Here is a 17,656-nt window from a genome sequence, read left to right on the forward strand (position 1 = left end):
TCAGGACAGCCGAGGCGGGTGGAATTCATCGGCACGTCGGCAAAAATCTTTCCGGGGCGCCTGTCAGGCGGCTCTCATTCGTTCGCCGGTTTGCCAAGGACATGATTGGGGCGATAAACTGGACGGCCCATCGCCGATCTCTTGGGCGCACCAATAACAACAGCCTGGGAGGAATGTACGATGACGACGCTGTTCGTGAGACATACCGTGTCCGACTACAAGGCATGGCGCAAAGTCTATGACGGGTTCGCCCCGGTTCAAAAGGCCAACGGCGTGAAGGCGGAGGCCGTCTATCAGGCGGCGGACAACCCCAACGACGTCACCGTGACGCATGATTTCGCCAGTGCCGCCGAAGCGCAGGCCTTCATCAAAAACCCAAAATTGAAAGAGGCGATGGCGAGCGCCGGCGTGGTCGGCGCGCCAACCATGTGGATCACCAACAAGGCCTGATCGACTGCTCTAGCCGTTCGATCCGGTCGCCACTGCCGCAATGAATGGCCAGGTCGCTTTCGGCCTGGCGGGCGGGACGTTTGCTCGAGCGCGCAGCAACGCCAGAGCCGATCCATTGCCAGAAGCAAAACGCATCGGCAAAACTCTATTCTGATAACCAAGAATTGATTGGAAGTACTGCGCCCGTGATTGGCGATTGGCTCGAAAGCCATCCTAAAACTGTCGGCGGGTGAATTAATTCATAAGGCTGAGGGGAGTTGATATGATCCGCCGCACAACGGGTATCATGACGGTGCTTGCGCTTCTGGGGTTTTCGGTCTGTCCAGCCGCCGCGTATACCCACTCGTTCAGCTATGAAAAAACGGCACTCTCCGGACAGGAGATTTTTCTCTACGGAGGATCGACCCTCAACCCCGACTGTTCGAAGGCCGGCAAGGATGATTTGAGAGCAATTTCCGGACCAAGTCATGGAAAGCTGATGATTATGAACGGGAAGACCTATGCGCACTACGCCAAGAAAGATGCGCGTGCGAAATGCGATTCGCGCAAGGTCGACGGGATCAAGGTCATGTATCGGTCGGCCCCCGGTTTCAAAGGGCGAGACGAGGTGACTTTGTCCCTTCATACCTTCTATGGATATGCGTCAAGGACGGTCATCAGGATCAACGTCGAATAGCAGATTCGTTTTTCGGCTGGTGGCGACGCGCCGCTTACTCAGCCAGCAACGCCAGTTCCTCCGCCGTCAGATGCCGCGCCGTGCCCTTGGCGAGGTTGCCGAGCGGCAGGCTGCCGATGGCGATGCGGATGAGGCGCTTGACCTCGATGCCGTGGGCGGCGAGCAGGCGGCGGATGTGGCGGTTCTTGCCTTCGTCGAGCACGATCTCCAGCCAGGCGGTGCGGCCGCCGCTGCGCAAAAGTTCGATCGCGTTTGCCGCCAGGGTCTCGCCGTCGAGGGTGACGCCGGCGCGCAACCTGTCCAGCAGCGTTTCATCCGGCACCGTGGCGACCTGCACGTGATAGGTCTTGGGCAGATGCGAGGCCGGATCCATCAGCCGGTTGGCGAAGCGGGTGTCGTTGGTCATCAGCAGCAGGCCTTCGCTGGCCTTGTCGAGACGGCCGACCGGCGAGACATACGGCAAATCGAGCCCTTCGAGACAGGCATAGACGGTGTCGCGCTGTTGCGGGTCGTCGCGGGTGGTGACCAGCCCGCGCGGCTTGTTCAGCATCAGATAGACCTTGCGCTCGGCGACGACCGCATCGCCATCGACGACGATGCGGTCGCGGTTCATGTCGACGCGCAACGCCGCGTCACGCACGACCTTGCCGCCTACGCGCACGCGACCCGCCGCGATCAGCACTTCGGCCTGCGTGCGCGAGCACAGGCCGAGTTTTGACATCGCGCGGTTCAGGCTGACGCCGGGAGACCCGGCGCTGCGGGGCTTGCCGGCTGGCGGCCGGCCGGGCGGAGGTGGTCGTGCTGCCATGCTGTTGCCGGTGATCCGTTCCAGCGGACAGATGCCACGGGCGAGGCGGGCACCGCAAGCCGGGCGCGGCCGGTCTGTTTCCTGTCCCAGCAACAAGCGCTTCAGGCGGATGGCTCGGCCATCACGATGAAATTGCCGCAGGTGTCGTCGAAGAAGGCCGATGTCACCGGGCCTGTGCGTTCCGGAGGCCCGAGAAATTTCACGCCGCGCGCGGTGAGCCGGTCGAACTCGGCGTGGATGTCGCCGACGGTGATGAGCGCCGCCGGGAAACGGGCGTCGTAAAGCGCTTGCTGCGCGGCGCGCGCCGGCGGGGCGCTGTTGGGTTCGAGCACCAGTTCCGTGCCGCCATCGTCGGGTGCCACCACCGTCAGCCAGCGGATTGGACCGCTGTCGTGATCATGCTTTTTCACAAAACCCATGACCGAGGTGTAGAAGGCCAGCGCCTTGTCCTGGTCGTCGACCTTGATGAGGATATGGCGAAGCCGCATGGTCGATTTCCTTTTATTCGCATGGGTTGACGTCCGTACCTAATCCAGGCTGTTGAAGAACGCCGTCAGCACCGGGGCGTGCGCGGCCGGCTTCAGCATGTGGTTCTGGCCGGGCAGCGTCTGATAGCTTGCATTGGGCAATGCCTTGGCCAGGGCCTTGTTGCCATGCCGCATCCATGGCGGGCTCTTGCCGCCGTCGCTCACCAATACCGGCACGCGCAGCGAAGCCCAGCGGCTGGGATCGAGCGGCCTGCCAAGCTGATCGCCGCCGACGATGGCGCCATCATGCGGCAAGGTATGCGCCACCGCCTTGAGCCGTCGCCAGATCGGCATGAGCTTCATGAAGACGATGAGCAGGCGGGGCATGCCCACCGATTTGAGGAAGGCGGTTATGGCGTCGCCGCGCCGGCCTTCGGCGACGGCAGTCTCGATCGTCGCCCAATCGGCCTGCGTGGTGGTGCGGCTGTCGTCGACGATCAGCGGCGCTTCGTAGAGCGCGAGCTTCTTGATGCCGGGCAGGCGGGTTGCCGCCATCAGCGCCAGCATGGCGCCGGACGACATGCCCCAGACATAGGCCTCGCCGCCGGCGGCCCGCAGCACGGCCTCGATGTCGTCGACCTCGCGCTCGACCGCGTAGGGCGCGGTGTCGCCGCTGCCGCCACGGCCACGACGGTCGTAGCGGAACACGGTGAAGTTGTCCGCGAGCGCCTTGGCCAGCGGACCGCTCGGTCCCATCGCGCGCGAGCACAGCGCGCCGTCAACGAGAATGAGCGGGTGGCCGTGGCCGCGGCGCTCGCAGGCGATCGGCGTCCCATCCCGCGACAGTACGGCTTCAATGGACGGTTTCGCGTTCTCAGCCGGCATGGTTGGCTTCCCGGTCTATCAGCTGCTCCAGCCGGTCGAAGCTCTGCATCCAGCCGCCGCGCATGCCCAGCGCCAGCAGGCGCTCGCGGTCGGCGGCGCTCGCCAGCGTCACCTCGAAATGGACATGGGTCCGCATGCCGTCGGGCATAAAGCTCACGGTATGGCGGCTCCGGCCCGGCGGATTGCCGGCCCATTCGCGGATTTCCGGATCCGGTTCGTCGCAATAGCTCAGCCTGACGTTCTCGACGACTTCGAGATAGCTGCCCTGGTTGCGGTAGAGCGTGCCGCTGGCGGTCAGCATATCGATGCGCCAGCGGCCACCGACGCGCACGTCGAGCACGCAGTGAGGAATGGTGCAATCCTTGATGCCCCACCATTGCGCCACCAGCCTGGGGTCGGTCCACAGCCGAAAGACGCGTGCCACCGGAGCCTGGAACACCCGTTCGATGGCGAAGCTGCGCTCGGCGGTATCTTGGACGCTCTCGCTCATGGCGCCTTGTCCGCGTCGCGCCGCAGCAGATCCTCCATGCGGTCGAAGCGGCCTTCCCAGAGTTTTCGGTAGTCGTCGAGCCAGCGGTCGATGTCGCGCAGCGGCTTGAGCTCGATGCGGCTCAGATGTTTCTGCGCCGCCCGGCTGCGGGTGACGAGGCCGGCCTGCTCCAGCACGCCGACATGTTTGGAGACGGCCCGCACGGTGAGCGCGAAGGGTTGCGCGAGCTCGGCGACCGAGGCCTCGCCATCGAGCAGCCGGGCAAGGATCGCGCGCCGCGTCGGATCGGCGAGCGCGGCGAATGTTTGGTCGAGGGAAAATTCAGCAGCCATTTTTGGAACCAATCAGTTCTAGAACTAATTGGTTCTATAAACGGCTTGCCTTACCTCGTCAACGAGCTTTCGGAAACCGCGAGAGATGGCGCGCTCGCCGGGGAGAACGTTTCCACCCCGGCAAGCGTGGCTTTGGAAGCTCAGGCGGCTGCCTTTTCGGCCGCGATGCCGTTCAGGATCTGGATCGCATCCGCCGGCAGCCTAAGTTCGGCCGCTGCCAGGTTCTCCCTGAGATGCCCGACCGACGAGGTGCCGGGGATGAGCAGGATGTTGGGCGCGCGCTGCAACAGCCAGGCGAGCGCCACCTGCATGGGAGTCGCGCCGAGCTTTTGCGCGACGTCGGCAAGCGTGCTCGACTGCAGCGGCGTGAAACCGCCGAGCGGGAAGAACGGCACATAGGCGATGCCGTCGGCGGCAAGCTCGTCGATCAGCGCGTCATCCTCGCGGTGGGCGATATTGTATTGGTTCTGCACGCAGACGATGTCGACCATGCCGCGCCCCTGCGCGATCTGTTTGCGGGTGACGTTGCTCAGGCCGATATGGCGCACAAGCCCCTGGCGCTGCAGTTCGGCGAGCGTGTCGAGCTGCGGCTCGAGCGACCCTTCGGCGGGTCCGTGGATGCCATGCATGGAGCGCAGGTTCACCACCTCGATCACGTCCAGTCCGAGATTGCGCAGATTGTCGTGCACGGCCTGCGTCAACTCCTGGGGAGACATTGCGGGAATCCACGATGCATCCGCCCCGCGCCGGGCACTGATCTTGGTGACGATGGTGAGGTTGGCGGGGTAGGGGTGCAGCGCCTCGCGGATGATCTGGTTGGTGACGTGCGGACCGTAGAAATCCGATGTGTCGATGTGGTCGACGCCGCTGGCAATCGCCTCGCGCAGCACGGCAAGGGCTGCCTCGCGGTCCTTCGGCGGGCCGAAGACGCCCGGGCCGGCCAGTTGCATGGCGCCGTAGCCGAGGCGCTTCACGGTGCGGTCGCCGAGCTTGAAGCTTCCGGCCTTGCTGATGTCGGTCATGGTGTCGTCTCCATTGGATCAGCCAGATATAGACAAGGCGCGCCTGCACGATAATATGGTGCAATCGGCACGGCCTGTGCGGAAAGGCGAACAATGGCGGCGAATCTCGGCGACCTCCAGGCATTCATGGCGGTGGCGCGCGCCGGCGGCTTTCGCGAGGCGGCCCGGGTGGGCGGCGTCAGCGCCTCCAGCCTCTCGGAGACGGTGCGGCGGCTGGAGAGCGAACTCGGCGTGCGGCTTCTCAACCGCACCACGCGCAGCGTGGCGCCCACGGAAGCCGGCGCGCGGCTGCTCGAACGGCTTGGTCCGGCGCTCGGCGAGGTCGAGGCAGCACTCGACGTGGTCAACGGTTTTCGCGGCCGGCCGGCCGGCACGTTGCGGCTCAACGTGCCTGTGGTGGCGGCGAAACTGGTGCTGCCGCGCCTGTTGCCGCCCTTCCTCGCGGCCTATCCCGACATTCGCCTGGAAGTGACCGCCGAGGACAGTTTCGTCGACATACTGGCGAGCGGCTGCGATGCCGGCATCCGCTATGACGAGCGGCTGGAGCAGGACATGATCGCCGTGCCGATCGGCCCGCGCCGCCAGCGCTTCGCCACCGCCGCCGCGACGGCCTATCTCGACCGGCGCGGCCGGCCCGAGCACCCGCGCGACCTGCTCGATCACGCCTGCCTGCGCGGCCGCTTCGCCAGCGGCTTCACGCCGCCCTGGGAGTTCGAACGCGACGGCGAGGAGGTGAGCGTCGAGCCGACCGGCCCGCTGCTGGTCAGCACCGGCACCGCAATGGCGCTCGCGCTCGAGGTGGCCGTCGCTGGCGGCGGCATCGTCAGTCTGTTCGAGGACTGGCTGCATCCCTATTTCGACGATGGCAGGCTGGAGCCGGTGCTGGAGCCCTGGTGGCAGGAATTTTCAGGCCCGTACCTCTACTATCCCGGCCGCCGCCTGACGCCGGCGCCGCTGCGCGCGTTCATCGACTTTGTCGCTGGGATGCGGTGGGACTGATCCCGTACCGAAATCGCTGCAGGTTTGCGCCGGCCTTTTCGGCGTGTAGCCGCGGTTGCTTTCGACCAAAGGGCAAATCCCCGATGTAACACTTTGTTGTCATTGAGGGCCTATCGAGGAGGCGATACGGCGAAAGCCCGGTGAAAGGAAAGGCGCGCAATGGGTTCGCCCTGGTCCGAATTGCTGGCCAATCTCGCGGTCGTCGCGATGTTCGTTTCAGTCTGGATCCACACCCATGTGTGGCTGGATCGCTGGCCGGCCGCCGCGAAGGCAGCGGCCTTCGGCCTGCTGATGGGCGCCGGCGCCATCGTCCTGATGCTGACACCCATGCAGTTGCAGCCGGGCGTGTTCGCCGATCTCAGGGCGACGATGATTGCCGTTGCCGGCTTCTTCGGCGGCCCTGTCGCCGGCATCGTCGCCGGGGTCATGGCCGGTGCCTTCCGGACTTTCGAGGGCGGCATCGGCGCCTTCGCCGGCGCCGTGGGCATCGCGGCCGCCATGCTGGTTGGCGTTGCCGGCAACCTTGCCCTGAAGGGCCGCCGCGCCACCATGATCGACATCATGATCCTTGGCGCGGCCGCCGCGGCGGCGTCACTGCTTGGCCTCAGCGTGCTGCCGCGGGATGTCCTGCAGATGGTGCTGCCGAAGGTGGCGCTGCCGTCGTCCCTGCTCATCTTCGTCTCGGTGGTGCTGTCGGGGCTGACGCTCTACCAGGAGCGGCGTCGCCTCGAAGCGCTGCAGTCCCGGCGCATCTACAAGGCCGTGGTGGAGACGCTGCCCGATTGCCTCAACGTCAAGGATCTCGACGGGCGGTTCATCGCGGCCAATCCGGCGACGGCGGAACTGATGCATGCGACCGACGCCAAGGCACTGATCGGCAAGACGGATTTCGACTTCTTTCCGCGTGAGACGGCGCAGGGCTTCCGCGAGGACGAGCTTGCCGTGCTGGCCTCGGGCGCCTCGTCCACCATCGAACAGCGCCTTCACCACGAGGACGGCACCGATGGCTGGCTGGCGACCTTGAAGGCGCCCTTTCGCGACAGGAGCGGAGCCATCATCGGCCTGATCACGCACAATCGCGACATCACCGTTCGCAAGCAGCTTGAGAACGAGCTGGCGGAAAGCCAGGCAAGGCTCGGAGACGCCCTGACGCACATGGCCGACGGCCTGGTGATGTTCGATCCGGACGGCAGGCTGGTGCTGTGCAACGCCCGGTACCGCGCCATGTTTCCGAAGACGGCGGACATGAGGGTGCCGGGTGCCGATTACCGCGACATCCTGCGCGCCTCGGCGGAGCGCGGCGAAGGGACCACGCCGCCGGACGCGGTCGAAGACTGGATCGCCGGCATCATGGCCGCGCAGAAGCTCGTCAGTCACCGCCAGGTCCAGCTTGCCGACGGGCGCTGGCTCGATGTGCGCACCCGGCCGACCGGCGATGGCGGCAGCCTCAGCGTGTTTTCCGACATCACCGAGGCCAAGCAGGTCGAGGCCGAACTGATGGCCGCCAATGAGAAGCTGAACCTTCTGGCGCACCGTGACGGCCTGACCGAACTGTTGACGCGGCGCGCCTTCGACGAAGCGCTGGCGCGCGAATTCGCCCGCGCCAGCCGCAACGCAATGCCGCTCAGCCTGCTCATCATCGACGTCGATTGGTTCAAGCGGTTCAACGACTATTACGGCCATCCGGCGGGCGATGAATGCCTGCGCGTCGTCAGCCGCTGCATCGAGGCGGCAGCCCGCCGGCCGGCGGACGACGCCGCCCGCTATGGCGGCGAGGAGTTCGCGATCATCCTGCCGGAGACCGATGCGCGGGGCGCCTTCGTCATCGCCGAAAACCTCAGGAGCAAGGTGCGCGACCTCGCTCTTGGGCATGACGGCAGCGAAAAAGGCATCGTCACCGTCAGCATCGGTGTCGGCACCTTCGATGCCGGCGGCGCCGCCATGGAGATCGCCGATCTTTTGAATCGTGCGGACGAGGCGCTCTACGGCGCCAAGGCCGCGGGGCGGGACCGAGTGCATGGATGGCGTCCTCACCTCAGCGACCAACGCGCGACCGGTTCGCGGCGCAAGACTTGAGTCTTCCTAGGCCTAGGGCCGGGCTGCCGGGTAGAATCCGAGGGTGAACTGGCGATTGCCTGAATGAGGATTCGGCGGGCGCCTCTCTCTCAGTTGCTTCAACCGTTGTGGCCTGAATCCATGCTTACGGGATCGAACTTCACAAGCCGAGCTTTCGCCTCGCCGACGCGTTGTTGCGCGGATCGTATCCTGTCGCAAAGCCTCAGATTGATACCAACGCCACAGTCCTCGTCCAGCATCGCGTTTGCACGTTCCAGGGCAAGTTCCGCTCGGTTGAGGCGCTGCCTCGCCCGGGCCAGTTCCAAGGTCAGAAGTTCCATTACTCCGCTTCCGTGGTTGCGGTCCCTTCCACTGGGAAACCCTCGCCGATTGGTTTGGTTCCGGGCTGTTCGGGCGCGGCTGCATTCGCTGGCGCGCATGCCCATGATGCCCGTCAGGACGGCCTCGGACGGGCAATGCTGGTGTCGAAAGTGCCTGGGAGGACAGGGGCGCCACCGCGGCCGGTCGACGATGTCGTCATCGTGTCAACCGGCACAATGATGACCATGCGAGCGTGCTGCTCCGGCCATAATGGCTTTCCGAAAAGGAAGAAGGTGCTGGCGAGAAAACAAACCAGCAAGAGGATGGCCAAGGTGTTGGCGATGATGTCACCAAGTTGCATTTTCCCTCTCCTCCAAATCACGCATCGACAATCGTGAACGGGCATCAGCGGATGCCGAGCCCTCCGCCAAAGCAGGCGGGGCTGTCTTTCTCGAAGCGGGCTGCTACCAGCTCGACGTGAAGGTGACGAGCAATGCGGGAATCAACGCCGATAACGGGACCGCCATCAGCAGCACCATCTCGATAAGACGGGTTTCCTTGTCGCCGAACATCACAACCTCCTCCCGTCTCGGCCCGATGCCGGGGAATTCAGGGTTCGCTCACCAACTGGACGCAGTGAGCGAACCCTATTGGCGCAGGAAGGGACGTAGCTGCGCCAATTCGCTAAAAACATGGGGCTGCTTACTGATATCAGTCAGCTGCCTGCCATCACGGAGCGACAACGAGTGCGAAAGGCGACCGTTCCCGGCGGGAGCGGCGGCAGGACCATTGCGTTCTTGAATGGGACCTAAGTCCGAGGTTGGCCCGACCGAAGCCCGACCGGGGAACGTTCATCCGTGCCTGAAGTTCGATCCTCAGCGCGGCGACAATCCTGTGCTGTGCCGATTTCAAATGGAGGAATTCATGAACAAGAATCTTGCCGCCGTGGCCGCGGTTCTGTTGCTCGCGGGTGTCGGCGCAGCCGCCGCCGAAGACGTCATCATCCAGCCCGAGCAGGAAACGGTGATCAAGGAATATGTGAAGAAGCAGCCGCTGGCTTCGGTGAAGGTTCCCGGCGTCGAACTCAGCCTCGGCACGGCTCTGCCCGACACGGTCGAGCTTCACGAAGTCCCCAATGTCAAATATCGCTACACCGTGATCGACAACCAGACGGTGATCGTGGATCCAGGCACCCACAAGATCATCAAGATCATCCAGTAACAACGCCCGGCCCGCCACCGGGCTGGTGGCGGGCCGGCTGCAACTGGGTGCCCGCGCAATCAGAATTTGCGCGGGTCGATACCCTTGGTGCCCGGCCCATAAGGGCTTGGATAAATCTCGCCGATGGTCATCAGTTCGATCCCGCCGTCGAGCGTCGAGCCGATGATCCTGACCTCGGGATCATCGCAGCAGAACTCCCAGATCACCTGCCGGCATTCGGCGCATGGCACGCCGGAATAGGGGCCGTGGCAGACGATTGCCTCGATCTGGCGCTCGCCGGCGGCGGCCATCTGCATCACAGCGTTACGCTCGGCATGCACCGATTGCTGCAACGTGACGACCTCGACGTTGCAGGCGGAAAACAACCGGCCCGACGCGGTGCGCACGGCCGAGCCGACCTTGTGGTTGGAATAGGGCGTGTAGGCCTTGTCGCGGGCCTGCGCGGCGGCGGTGACGAGCGCCTGATCGGCGCTCGAAAGTCTGTCGAAGCTGGTCTTCAGCATTGGTCTCTCCGCATCGGGGCTCCATCCCGCATTGATTCAGGATGGAATTCTAACTCGTTGCTTCTTCTTGATCTTCCGTGCTCACGCGGGTTGCCGTTCCGATCGCATCAAGAGCCCCGCGACGAAGGGGACGACCGAGAGGATGAAGCCGATCAGCGAGGGTGGAATGCCGCCGGGTTCGCCCATCAGCACCAGGATCGCGGTCGAGCCGGCGCCGACGACGATGGTCGCGAGCATCGACCACGACGGAATGCGCCAGCCGAAGGTGGCCGACAGCACCGGCAACAGCAGGCCCGGCACATAGACCGAGAATCCGAGCATCAGGATGGTGACGATGCCGGGTACCGACAGCGCCACGACCAGCGCCGCCAGGCCGAGCACGAGCAGCAGGATGCGGCTGGTCCACAGCCTTTCCTTGTCGCTGGCGCCGGGCCGCAACCGCGAGATCACGTCGCGCTGCAAGGTGGTGGCGGTGATCAGCAGCGTGGTGCTCGCCGTCGACATCGCCACCGCCAGGAAGGCGGCGACCAGGACCCCGATGACGCCGTGCGGCAGAAGCTGCACCATCAGGTCGGGCATGGCGTTGACCGGGTTGGCATCGGCCGGCAGCAGCGCCTTGGCGGCGACGCCGAGGAAGGTGAGGATGACGCCGAACACCGCCATGATGACGAAGCCGTTGATCAGGCCCTTGCGCGCGGTGTCCGGCGAATTGGCCGAGAAGACGCGCTGGAAGCCGATCGTGTCGATGAAGCCGGCGGGCAGCAGCAGGAACCAGACGAACAGCGTCGCCGGCGGCACGTTGGCGAACAGATCGTAGAAGCCGGGAATGTCCTTCGTCGCCTCATAGATATGCTGCACGCCGGGCCCGAAGATGACGAACAGCGGCGCCACCACGCCGATGACGATGAGGAAGATGACGGCCTGCAGCACGTCGGTCGCCACCACGGCGAGGAAGCCGCCGAGCATGGTGTAGACGATGACGACCAGGAAGGCGACGATGGCGCCGGTCTTCGGGTCCATGCCCGAGAACAGGGTGAACACCATGGAGATGCCGAAGACCTGCGCCGCCGCCCAGGCAAGGTAGTTCCAGCTGGTGACCAGCGAGGCGGCGACGCGCACGGAAGCCGGATAATCCTGCGCGACGATGTCCGGTGTCGTCACATGCATGCGCTGGCGCACGATTTTCGCCAGGAAGATGCCCATCAGCAAAAGGCCGATCGGGAAGGTGTACCACCACCATGCGCCCGCTATGCCATAGCGCACCACCATTTCGGGTGTGCCGAACAGGCCGGCAAGCCCGGTCCATGAGGCGAAGGCCGAGATGGTCAGCCAGAGCGGCCCCATGCGCCGGCCGGCGACGATGTAATCTTCTTCGGTCTTGATCGAGCGGGCGAAATACAGCCCGATGCCCGTGACCGCCACGAGATAGACGGCGACGATCGCTATATCCAGATTTCCCATTCTGTACCCCTTCCCATGCAAAGCCGATGACGCGCGCCAGTTTCTGGAGCGCCGCACTGTCCTGTCGGTTGCCCTCTTCGCGGGGCTTGACGACCCTCTACAATATTTGTCACATGCAAAAAACTTTTTTGCAAGTGCTGAATCTGGATCGCGATCGGAGACTTCGAATGACCCAAGCCCATACCAATCCGGCTGACACCGAACTGGTCGAGCGCGGCCGCGCCCGGATTGCCTGGATCCGTTCGCGGATGGCGCTGCTGGCCGGCCTGCGCGAGGAATTCCGGCGGACGCGGCCTTTCGCCGGCCGGCGCATCGGGGTCTCACTGCATGTAGAACCCAAGACCGCTGTGCTGCTCGAAGTGCTGGCCGACGGTGGCGCCGGGATCGTCGGCACCGGCAATCACGGCTCGACGCAGGACGATGTCGTCGCCTTCCTGCAAAGCCGGGGCATCGGCATGTTCGGCCGCCGTGCCGATACGCTGGCCGATCATCACGCCAATCTGGCGCGGGTGCTGGACGCCAAGCCCGACATGCTGCTCGACAATGGCGCCGATCTTGCCGCCGGCATCGTCGAGCGGGGCAGGGCGGCATCGATCCTGGGCGGTACCGAGGAGACGACATCGGGCGGCGACCGGCTGCGTGGCGAGCTGGCCGGCAAGGTGCCGTTCCCCTCCATCGTCATCAATGACAGCCCACTGAAGGCGATCGGCGAGAACAAGCACGCGGTCGGCCAATCGGTGGTGGAAAGTTTCATGCGCATCACCAATCTGATGATCCCCGGCCGCCGCTTCTGCGTCATCGGCTATGGCTGGTGCGGGCGCGGCATCGCGCAATATCTGCGAGCGCTGGGCGGACGCGTCGCCATCGTCGAGATCGACGAGATCAAGGCGCTGGAGGCGGCGCTCGACGGCTACCGCGTGGCGCCGCTCGCCGACCTGGCGCCATGGGCGGAAGTGTTCATCACCGCCACCGGCCGCGCCGGCGTGCTGCCGGCGGCGGCGATTTCGCAAATGCGGGATGGCGCGGTGCTGGCCAATTCCGGGCATTTTCCGTGGGAGATCAACACTGAGGGTCTCGCTGCCATGACCAGCGTCGTCACCGATCTGGACGGCGCTCTACGGCGTCTCGATCTCGCCAATGGGCGGCATGTCATCCTCGTCGCCGAGGGACGCATGTTCAACCTTGCCGGAATCGAGCCGAAGGGCAATTCGATCGAGTCCATGGATATCGGCTTCATGCTGCAGGCGCTGTCGCTTGAGCGTGTAGCCAAGGGCGCAGGGTTGGCGGCGGGCGCGCAGCCGGTGCCCGACGACATCAACCGGCGCATCGCCCGGTTGATGACGGCTTCGATGGGAGCCGCCTTGTAGCTATGGTAGGCCCATGATTCTAGGCTGGTCCGAGAAGGATTATGGGGCATGGCTGGCAAGACCGCGGAAGCGCCGGACTATTCGGTTCCGGCCCTGGAAAAGGCATTCGACATCATCGAACTGCTGGCCGAGCAGAAGGACGGGCTGAACCAGGGCCAGATTTCCGAAGCGGTCGGACGCTCGATCCATCAGATCTACCGCGTGCTGCAGGCGCTGGAGCGGCGCGGCTACATCTTCCGCGACCGCCCGGCCGGGCCGTATTTCCTGTCGCCGCGCCTGTTCGAACTGGCGCACCGGCACGAGCCGCTGCGCGGCCTCGTCCAGGCGGCGCTGCCTTCGATGCGGCGGCTGTCCGACGCCATCCAGCAATCCTGCAACCTCGGCGTCCACAATGCCGGCAGGGTGCTGATCCTGGCGCAGGTGGAAAGTCCGGCGGCGTTCGGCTTCCGCGTGCGCGTCGGCGCCGAGTTTCCGCTGTTCGGCACCGCGACCGGGCGCACGCTGATGGCGTTCCAGCCGCAGGACAGAGTCAATCAATGGCTGCAAGCCTCCGGCATTGCTGACGAAAAGGGCGATGTGCGTGAGGCGCTTGCCGGCATTCGCGCCGCCGGCCACGAAGAGGTGGCGGATGGGCTGCAGCCGGGCGTCATCGATCTTGCCTTCCCGGTCATCGGGCCGTTCGGCCATTCGGTCGCGGCACTCACCGTGCCCTATGTGGCGACCACCTACAGCATGCTCGACCTTGCCACCGTGCGCCGCCATGCCGCGCAAGCGGCGCACGAGATCGCCCTCGTGCTGGCGCCCGAGCCCTCGCAATAACGACGGCAACCGCAGGGACGGGCAGGCCGCCGCCGTGGTGTGTGATGATGCCTCGCTGTCCTCCACGGAGGATCTTGCAAGCGTGGTGTCGCCAACGACGCCCCCCCTAACGGCTTGCCACCTTGTGGCGCCGAACGAGGCGGTATTCGTGCCAGATCAGCCAGATGACGACGAGGTCGAATATGGTGAGCACGATCAGCCCCGCGGAGCGGGTATAGCTGAAGCGGTAGAGCTGGTAGACGATGAACAGCAGCAAGGCGACCAGCGAGGCCGGATAGGCCCACAGCTTCCCCCTCAGCAGCCCCGCCACCAAGGCAATCTTGATGAGGCCATGGCTGAGAAGGTAAAATGCGTAGAAATGCTGCGTGCCGACGGAGAAATGGTTCGCCGCGTCCATCAGATGGCCGGCGATGAAATCATGCGGGTCCTCGACCAGTTCTTCCTGCGTCAGCCTGTTCACCAGCGACACGATGGTGCTGGTGCTGACAAAGGCGAGGAGCAAGCCGCCGACGCATTCGATGAGCGCATGTGCGCCCTTTAGCAGCAGGCTGACTTCGAAAATCTGGTGGACACGCTGCTCGTTCATGGCTCTCCTGCCATTTGGTGTGGCGGCTCGACGATAAGGTGAATTGATGGACGTGACGGCTACACATTGGATCAATTCGGCGGCGGGAATAAGCCCGGCGCTGGATCTGATCATGATCTCGGTGACGAAATTCGGTGTCCCGCTCCTGATCGCCTGCGTGGTCCTGCAATGGTGGAGCAGGACGGACCGGACCCACGTCCGCCATGCCGCGATCGCGGCGGGGTTGTCTTTCCTGATCGGACTTGGCGCCAACCAGATCAGCCTGCTTTTCGTGCATCGCGTGCGTCCCTACGACGCCGGTGTGACCCATCTCATCATTCCCGCCAGCGCCGACTGGTCGTTCCCCTCGGATCACGCGACGGCGGCTTTCGCCATCGTTGCCGCATTCGCCCTGCAGGCGCTTCCCGGACGCGCGCTGATTTTCGGAGCCGTGGCGGTGCTGATCTGCTGGTCGAGGCTGTTTGTGGGCACCCATTACGTCACGGATGTGCTTGGCGGTGCCTTGACCGGCATTGCCGCGGCGGTACTCGTCCGCGCCCTCTACCGTGAGGATTCGCGGCTTGACCGGCTGGCGACAAGTATCCTGTGATGGAAATCGGTCGTCGAACAGACCCGGCGTACAATCCTGCCGGGGCAAGTTCGGAAAGACCGGTCCATAATGTTACCCGGCGTGGTTCCGGTCGCGTCGCTGGCGCAATGTCGCTGCGTTCGTGACCGGTTCCCTCGACGCCGCGCCGATCGTCAAGGCCATCGCCATCGATGCCGACCCGGCCAAGGTCTGGCGGGTGCTGACAACGCCGGCGCTGATTGCGCAATGGATGTCCGACGAAGAACTGGATGTCAGCCTCGAGGCTCAAGCCGGCGGCGCGATCGTGATACGGGGCCTGCTTCATGGCCTGCCGTTCGAGAACCACGGCGCGGTCCGGGCCTTCGAGCCGGACAAGAGCTTCGCCTACAGCTATTGGAGCACGCTGTCGGCCTCGCGCCTGGCTGATATGCCGGAAAACCACACTGTGGTCGGCTTCGCGCTCGCGCCGGCGGATCAGGGAACGCTGCTGACCTTGACGCTGAGCGGCTTCGCCGAACCGTCGATCCGTCCGCATGCCAATCTTTACTGGGGGCCGACCTTGCGGATCCTGAAGACGATGTGCGAAGGCCCCTAGAGCCGTTCCGCATTTCACGGAATCGCCGAACGGCTCTAACTCTTTGTTTTTACGCAATCCCGAACGGAAAACCGTTTCACACTTTTCCTGGAATTGCTCTAAGGCGTGGTGGGCTTCATCGACGGGTCCGTCGCGTCTCGCTCCTTGCGGCGCCGGGCGAGGTCGCGGATGCGGTCGGCGACCTTGCTGTCCACCGGGTTGTAGACGGTCAGGCTGAGGTCCGGCCGGCCATCGACCGCGAAGGCCGAATATTCGAGCTCGATGTCGCCGAGCTCGGGGTGCTTCAGGCGCTTGGTCCCGTCGCCATGGGCGAGCACGTCGTTCTCCCGCCACAGGGCGGCGAATTCGGGGCTGGCGCCGCACAATTCCTCCACCAGTTGGGCGACCTCGGACACCGCGCCGGCGCGCGCCGCGTCGGCCCGGAACGCGCCGACGACGAAACGGGCAAGGTTCTCCCAATCGTGCTGTTTGGCGCGGATGGCGGGGCTCAGGAACATGAAGCGCAGGATATTGCGCTGGCCGTGGGGCAAGGTGCTGTAGTCGGTCATTACGACTTGCGCGGCGCTGTTCCAGGCGACGACATCCCAGGTCGCCGTCTTGATCAGGGCAGGGCTTGCCTCGAGCGTGTCGATCAGGCGCTGCAGCCTGGGGCTGACGCCGTCGGCGCGGAGGTAGCGGACCTCGGGCGGGCGCCCCAGCCCCAGCATGAAAAGATGTTCGCGCTCGGCCTCGGTCAGCAGCAGGCCCTTGGCGATGCGGTTCAGCACGTCGGCCGAGGGTGCGCCGCCGCGGCCCTGTTCCAGCCATGTGTACCAGGTCGGGCTGATGTTGGCGCGCTGGGCAACCTCTTCGCGGCGCAGCCCAGGCGTGCGCCTGCGCCCGGAGAAGCCGAACGACGAGGGGTCGAGCCGGGTGCGCCGGTCTTTCAGGAACGCAGCGAGCGAGCCGTTGGAGGCGTTGGGCATCCTGTTAGCCATTATACCATGATAAGATCACTACTTTAATGGAATAATAGACCGGCGATATTACGCAGGCAACCCAGGAGATTTTGCATGCGTATCTTTCTCACCGGCGCGACCGGCTTCATCGGTTCGGCGCTCGTTCCCGAACTTCTTCAGGCCGGCCATCAGGTGGTCGGCGTCACCCGTTCCGAGGCGGGCGCGCAGGCGTTGGCAGCCGCCGGCGCCGAGGTGTATAGGGGGACCCTCGAGGATCCGAAAGGCTTGCGTGACGGCGCGGCCAAGGCGGAAGCGGTGATCCACACCGCGTTCGACCATGATTTCTCGCGGTTTGTCGAGAACTGCGAAAAGGACAGCCATGTCATCGCCGCGCTTGGCGAGGCGCTCGCCGGCTCCGACCGGCCGCTGGTGATCACGTCGGGCGTCGGCATGGGCAGCCCCGGCCATGGCCAACTGGCGGTCGAGGATGTCTTCAACGCCGGTCACGCGAATCCCCGCATCGCCTCGGAACTCGCCGGCAATGCCTTGTTGGAGGCCGGCATCAATCTTTCGGTACTGCGCCTGCCGCAGGTGCATGACACGAGGAAGCAAGGCCTCATCTCGCCGCTCATCGAGATCGCGCGCCAGAAGGGCGTTTCGGCCTATGTCGGCGAAGGCCGCAATCGCTTTTCGGCGGGCCATGTGCTCGACGCGGCGCGCCTCTACCGGCTCGCGGTGGAAAAGCGCCAACCCGGCGCGCGCTATCACGCCGTCGGCGAGGAAGGCGTCGAGGTGCGCGCGATCGCCGAGGCGCTTGGCCGGGGCCTGAACCTGCCGGTCGTTTCGATCGCGCCGGAAAAGGCGGCGGAGCATTTCGGCTGGATGGCGATGTTCGCCCCCATGGACCTGCCGGCCTCCAGCGCGCTGACCCAGGCACGGCTCGGCTGGCATCCGACCGGCCCGACGCTGATCGCCGATCTCGACGCCATGCGATACTGATGGGTGGTAGCAACGTTCGGAATTGGCCGAGGCTTCTAAACTTCGTCATCCCAGGGCGCAGCAGGAGCGAAGCTCCGTCGCGGAGACCCTGGGA

The 17,656-nt window shown here is 64.9% G+C and carries 22 protein-coding genes; 10 read left to right on the forward strand and 12 right to left on the reverse strand.

What is annotated here, in order from left to right; translation table 11 throughout:
- Positions 1–180: 180 nt before the first annotated feature.
- Both EN808_RS17070 and EN808_RS17075 read left to right on the forward strand, forming a co-directional pair.
- Positions 181–450 (forward strand): cyclase, encoded by a 270-nt coding sequence (locus EN808_RS17070; protein ID WP_127870192.1) that lies wholly within the window; start codon positions 181–183, stop codon positions 448–450.
- 262 nt (positions 451–712) lie between these two features.
- The gene (locus EN808_RS17075; protein WP_127280132.1) at positions 713–1,126 is read left to right on the forward strand and encodes a hypothetical protein; all 414 of its coding nucleotides are present in this window, start codon (positions 713–715) and stop codon (positions 1,124–1,126) included.
- 34 nt (positions 1,127–1,160) lie between these two features.
- Here the strand turns inward: EN808_RS17075 and EN808_RS17080 are convergent, their stop codons facing one another.
- The 6 genes from EN808_RS17080 to EN808_RS17105 form a co-directional block, all read right to left on the reverse strand.
- Complete coding sequence (locus EN808_RS17080) at positions 1,161–1,934, reverse strand: pseudouridine synthase (protein ID WP_127870193.1); 774 nt, start codon at positions 1,932–1,934, stop codon at positions 1,161–1,163.
- A gap of 101 nt (positions 1,935–2,035) precedes the next feature.
- Entirely contained in the window at positions 2,036–2,422 is a 387-nt protein-coding gene (locus EN808_RS17085; RefSeq protein ID WP_127281270.1) for a VOC family protein, read from the reverse strand.
- A 39-nt stretch (positions 2,423–2,461) separates the two neighbouring features.
- Complete coding sequence (locus EN808_RS17090) at positions 2,462–3,286, reverse strand: alpha/beta hydrolase (protein WP_127870194.1); 825 nt, start codon at positions 3,284–3,286, stop codon at positions 2,462–2,464.
- On the reverse strand, positions 3,276–3,776 hold the full coding sequence (locus EN808_RS17095) for an SRPBCC domain-containing protein (RefSeq protein WP_127870195.1): 501 nt from the start codon (positions 3,774–3,776) through the stop codon (positions 3,276–3,278). The genes EN808_RS17090 and EN808_RS17095 overlap by 11 nt, the downstream gene beginning before the upstream one ends.
- Complete coding sequence (locus EN808_RS17100; protein ID WP_127278838.1) at positions 3,773–4,108, reverse strand: metalloregulator ArsR/SmtB family transcription factor; 336 nt, start codon at positions 4,106–4,108, stop codon at positions 3,773–3,775. Before EN808_RS17100 ends, EN808_RS17095 begins: the two co-directional genes overlap by 4 nt.
- A 140-nt stretch (positions 4,109–4,248) precedes the next feature.
- Positions 4,249–5,130: an aldo/keto reductase family oxidoreductase gene (locus EN808_RS17105; RefSeq protein WP_135916458.1), complete on the reverse strand. Its 882-nt coding sequence runs from the start codon at positions 5,128–5,130 to the stop codon at positions 4,249–4,251.
- Positions 5,131–5,223: 93 nt separating this feature from the next.
- On the opposite strand from EN808_RS17105, the gene EN808_RS17110 reads away from it, so the two are divergent.
- Together EN808_RS17110 and EN808_RS17115 are read left to right on the forward strand one after the other, a co-directional pair.
- A complete protein-coding gene (locus tag EN808_RS17110; protein ID WP_127278836.1) occupies positions 5,224–6,129 on the forward strand; it encodes a LysR family transcriptional regulator in 906 nt (301 codons plus the stop codon).
- A gap of 159 nt (positions 6,130–6,288) precedes the next feature.
- Positions 6,289–8,205 carry a diguanylate cyclase gene (locus EN808_RS17115; protein ID WP_135916459.1) on the forward strand — a complete coding sequence of 639 codons (1,917 nt, stop codon included), beginning with the start codon at positions 6,289–6,291 and terminating at the stop codon, positions 8,203–8,205.
- Between the two features lie 98 nt (positions 8,206–8,303).
- Here the strand turns inward: EN808_RS17115 and EN808_RS17120 are convergent, their stop codons facing one another.
- Positions 8,304–8,525: a hypothetical protein gene (locus EN808_RS17120; protein WP_135916460.1), complete on the reverse strand. Its 222-nt coding sequence runs from the start codon at positions 8,523–8,525 to the stop codon at positions 8,304–8,306.
- Positions 8,526–8,638: 113 nt separating this feature from the next.
- Positions 8,639–8,866: a polymerase gene (locus EN808_RS17125; protein WP_127278833.1), complete on the reverse strand. Its 228-nt coding sequence runs from the start codon at positions 8,864–8,866 to the stop codon at positions 8,639–8,641.
- Between the two features lie 563 nt (positions 8,867–9,429).
- On the opposite strand from EN808_RS17125, the gene EN808_RS17130 reads away from it, so the two are divergent.
- On the forward strand, positions 9,430–9,726 hold the full coding sequence (locus tag EN808_RS17130) for a DUF1236 domain-containing protein (protein WP_135882563.1): 297 nt from the start codon (positions 9,430–9,432) through the stop codon (positions 9,724–9,726).
- Positions 9,727–9,785: 59 nt separating this feature from the next.
- Here EN808_RS17130 and EN808_RS17135 read toward each other — a convergent pair whose 3' ends face one another.
- Positions 9,786–10,229 carry a cytidine deaminase gene (locus EN808_RS17135; RefSeq protein WP_127278831.1) on the reverse strand — a complete coding sequence of 148 codons (444 nt, stop codon included), beginning with the start codon at positions 10,227–10,229 and terminating at the stop codon, positions 9,786–9,788.
- Positions 10,230–10,310: 81 nt separating this feature from the next.
- The gene (locus EN808_RS17140; RefSeq protein ID WP_127278830.1) at positions 10,311–11,690 is read right to left on the reverse strand and encodes a sodium:solute symporter family protein; all 1,380 of its coding nucleotides are present in this window, start codon (positions 11,688–11,690) and stop codon (positions 10,311–10,313) included.
- 167 nt (positions 11,691–11,857) lie between these two features.
- On the opposite strand from EN808_RS17140, the gene EN808_RS17145 reads away from it, so the two are divergent.
- Together EN808_RS17145 and EN808_RS17150 are read left to right on the forward strand one after the other, a co-directional pair.
- Positions 11,858–13,057, forward strand: a complete 1,200-nt coding sequence (locus tag EN808_RS17145; RefSeq protein ID WP_135916461.1) for an adenosylhomocysteinase — start codon at positions 11,858–11,860, stop codon at positions 13,055–13,057.
- 48 nt (positions 13,058–13,105) lie between these two features.
- A complete protein-coding gene (locus tag EN808_RS17150; RefSeq protein ID WP_127278848.1) occupies positions 13,106–13,876 on the forward strand; it encodes an IclR family transcriptional regulator in 771 nt (256 codons plus the stop codon).
- A gap of 106 nt (positions 13,877–13,982) precedes the next feature.
- Here EN808_RS17150 and EN808_RS17155 read toward each other — a convergent pair whose 3' ends face one another.
- The gene (locus tag EN808_RS17155) at positions 13,983–14,462 is read right to left on the reverse strand and encodes a DUF2127 domain-containing protein (protein ID WP_135916462.1); all 480 of its coding nucleotides are present in this window, start codon (positions 14,460–14,462) and stop codon (positions 13,983–13,985) included.
- 46 nt (positions 14,463–14,508) lie between these two features.
- On the opposite strand from EN808_RS17155, the gene EN808_RS17160 reads away from it, so the two are divergent.
- Both EN808_RS17160 and EN808_RS17165 read left to right on the forward strand, forming a co-directional pair.
- Positions 14,509–15,051, forward strand: a complete 543-nt coding sequence (locus EN808_RS17160; protein ID WP_135882571.1) for a phosphatase PAP2 family protein — start codon at positions 14,509–14,511, stop codon at positions 15,049–15,051.
- 121 nt (positions 15,052–15,172) lie between these two features.
- Positions 15,173–15,625, forward strand: coding sequence for an SRPBCC domain-containing protein (locus tag EN808_RS17165; protein WP_135916463.1), 453 nt, complete (start codon positions 15,173–15,175; stop codon positions 15,623–15,625).
- Positions 15,626–15,723: 98 nt separating this feature from the next.
- Here the strand turns inward: EN808_RS17165 and EN808_RS17170 are convergent, their stop codons facing one another.
- A complete protein-coding gene (locus tag EN808_RS17170) occupies positions 15,724–16,590 on the reverse strand; it encodes a helix-turn-helix transcriptional regulator (protein WP_245525088.1) in 867 nt (288 codons plus the stop codon).
- An 87-nt stretch (positions 16,591–16,677) separates the two neighbouring features.
- Here EN808_RS17170 and EN808_RS17175 point away from each other — a divergent pair, with 87 nt between their 5' ends.
- On the forward strand, positions 16,678–17,562 hold the full coding sequence (locus EN808_RS17175; RefSeq protein ID WP_127870203.1) for an SDR family oxidoreductase: 885 nt from the start codon (positions 16,678–16,680) through the stop codon (positions 17,560–17,562).
- Positions 17,563–17,656 lie beyond the last annotated feature (94 nt).

This window comes from Mesorhizobium sp. M8A.F.Ca.ET.165.01.1.1, assembly GCF_004792065.1.
Lineage (GTDB): Bacteria > Pseudomonadota > Alphaproteobacteria > Rhizobiales > Rhizobiaceae > Mesorhizobium.

Bases quoted from the DNA above. Each gene is read 5' to 3' on its own strand.
- EN808_RS17070 (WP_127870192.1), top strand. From the start codon at position 181: ATGACGACGCTGTTCGTGAGACATACCGTGTCCGACTACAAGGCATGG.
- EN808_RS17075 (WP_127280132.1), top strand. From the start codon at position 713: ATGATCCGCCGCACAACGGGTATCATGACGGTGCTTGCGCTTCTGGGG.
- EN808_RS17080 (WP_127870193.1), bottom strand. From the start codon at position 1,934: ATGGCAGCACGACCACCTCCGCCCGGCCGGCCGCCAGCCGGCAAGCCC.
- EN808_RS17085 (WP_127281270.1), bottom strand. From the start codon at position 2,422: ATGCGGCTTCGCCATATCCTCATCAAGGTCGACGACCAGGACAAGGCG.
- EN808_RS17090 (WP_127870194.1), bottom strand. From the start codon at position 3,286: ATGCCGGCTGAGAACGCGAAACCGTCCATTGAAGCCGTACTGTCGCGG.
- EN808_RS17095 (WP_127870195.1), bottom strand. From the start codon at position 3,776: ATGAGCGAGAGCGTCCAAGATACCGCCGAGCGCAGCTTCGCCATCGAA.
- EN808_RS17100 (WP_127278838.1), bottom strand. From the start codon at position 4,108: ATGGCTGCTGAATTTTCCCTCGACCAAACATTCGCCGCGCTCGCCGAT.
- EN808_RS17105 (WP_135916458.1), bottom strand. From the start codon at position 5,130: ATGACCGACATCAGCAAGGCCGGAAGCTTCAAGCTCGGCGACCGCACC.
- EN808_RS17110 (WP_127278836.1), top strand. From the start codon at position 5,224: ATGGCGGCGAATCTCGGCGACCTCCAGGCATTCATGGCGGTGGCGCGC.
- EN808_RS17115 (WP_135916459.1), top strand. From the start codon at position 6,289: ATGGGTTCGCCCTGGTCCGAATTGCTGGCCAATCTCGCGGTCGTCGCG.
- EN808_RS17120 (WP_135916460.1), bottom strand. From the start codon at position 8,525: ATGGAACTTCTGACCTTGGAACTGGCCCGGGCGAGGCAGCGCCTCAAC.
- EN808_RS17125 (WP_127278833.1), bottom strand. From the start codon at position 8,866: ATGCAACTTGGTGACATCATCGCCAACACCTTGGCCATCCTCTTGCTG.
- EN808_RS17130 (WP_135882563.1), top strand. From the start codon at position 9,430: ATGAACAAGAATCTTGCCGCCGTGGCCGCGGTTCTGTTGCTCGCGGGT.
- EN808_RS17135 (WP_127278831.1), bottom strand. From the start codon at position 10,229: ATGCTGAAGACCAGCTTCGACAGACTTTCGAGCGCCGATCAGGCGCTC.
- EN808_RS17140 (WP_127278830.1), bottom strand. From the start codon at position 11,690: ATGGGAAATCTGGATATAGCGATCGTCGCCGTCTATCTCGTGGCGGTC.
- EN808_RS17145 (WP_135916461.1), top strand. From the start codon at position 11,858: ATGACCCAAGCCCATACCAATCCGGCTGACACCGAACTGGTCGAGCGC.
- EN808_RS17150 (WP_127278848.1), top strand. From the start codon at position 13,106: ATGGCTGGCAAGACCGCGGAAGCGCCGGACTATTCGGTTCCGGCCCTG.
- EN808_RS17155 (WP_135916462.1), bottom strand. From the start codon at position 14,462: ATGAACGAGCAGCGTGTCCACCAGATTTTCGAAGTCAGCCTGCTGCTA.
- EN808_RS17160 (WP_135882571.1), top strand. From the start codon at position 14,509: ATGGACGTGACGGCTACACATTGGATCAATTCGGCGGCGGGAATAAGC.
- EN808_RS17170 (WP_245525088.1), bottom strand. From the start codon at position 16,590: ATGCCCAACGCCTCCAACGGCTCGCTCGCTGCGTTCCTGAAAGACCGG.
- EN808_RS17175 (WP_127870203.1), top strand. From the start codon at position 16,678: ATGCGTATCTTTCTCACCGGCGCGACCGGCTTCATCGGTTCGGCGCTC.